Raw genomic sequence first — 1,113 nt, 5'->3', positions numbered from 1 at the left:
CCGGTCGTACACCAAGCTGAGCCACCGGGTGCTCCCCAGCACCACCCAGTTGGCCAAGGTCTGGCGGGACAACTCCAACCCCCGCCGGGCAAAATGCTGCTCTTGGCGGTACAGCGGCATCCCGTCCACGTACTTCTTCTCCATCACATGCGCCAACATCGATGGCGATGCCAGACTGCCCGGAATCGGGGGGCGGGGCATCGGAGCCTTGGTCACGGGCGTTTCGATCTCGTTCTTCTCACACGATCGGCACGCATAGATGTATTGCACGTGCTCCACGATCACCGTCTGGGCCGGAATGTGTTTGAGTTCACGGCGAATCTCCGCGCTCATCTCGTGCATGGAACCCCCGCAGCATGGACAGACCTGCTCTTCCTCCGCTAGGCGGTATTCCACCCGCTCCACCGGCAGATCCGCCAGCATGGCATCCCGTTGGCCCGGCTGTTTCTTGCGCCGCTGATACGTCACCGTCTCGACGGTGGGTTCCTCTGCCTCCGGCTGCGCCTGCGCTTCGGCTTCGTTAAACACGAACTCCAGCTGGACCTGATCCTCGTTTGTCCGTTCGCTGGATTTCCCGAAATGCCGATGGCGGGCCAGGCGAAGCTCTTCCAGCAGCAGCTTCACCTGCTTTTTCAACTCCGCGTTTTCCTGCTCCAGGTTGACGCAGTGTTGTTGCAGAGATTCAAATTGATCGATGGTTACCGTCCCTGTGTTTTCCATGGTCAAGGATTTCGACACCGCGGCCGAAATCTCCTGCCAGACATGCATGTTTTTGCCGATTTCTTTTCCGCCGCCTTAGACCACCCGCCCTGCGTCCACCCTGGGGTGGGCTTTGTGCTGGGTGAGCGACAGCCCATCCAGGAGCCAGTTGAGTTCCCGCCTACTGATGACTACCGTTTTGCCCGCACTCGCCTCCGGCCACTCAAACCGCCCGCGTTCCAGACGCCGATAATACAGCCAGAAGCCGTTATGTTCCCAGAACAGGATTTTCAGTTTGTCCCGTTTCCGGTTGGAAAAGACGAATAGACAAGGGGAGAACGGATCCAACTCGAAAGACTCCTGCACCAGGGCAGCCAGTCCGTCAATGGATTTACGCATGTCCGTGCTGCCGCA

2 protein-coding genes are annotated in these 1,113 nt (G+C 59.1%); both read right to left on the bottom strand.

What is annotated here, in order from left to right; translation table 11 throughout:
* Positions 1 to 738, bottom strand: a 738-nt coding sequence (locus K6T64_RS16805; RefSeq protein WP_288011406.1) for an IS66 family transposase, incomplete at its 3' end; no start/stop codon positions are given.
* A 57-nt stretch (positions 739 to 795) separates the two neighbouring features.
* On the bottom strand, positions 796 to 1,113 hold a 318-nt coding region (gene tnpB / locus K6T64_RS16800), incomplete at its 5' end, for an IS66 family insertion sequence element accessory protein TnpB (RefSeq protein ID WP_288011403.1).

The sequence above is a fragment of the Kyrpidia sp. genome (assembly GCF_023512215.1).
Lineage (GTDB): Bacteria > Bacillota > Bacilli > Kyrpidiales > Kyrpidiaceae > Kyrpidia > Kyrpidia spormannii.
Note: the sequence above shows the minus strand (reverse complement) of the source record. Positions and strands in the feature narration are given on the sequence as shown.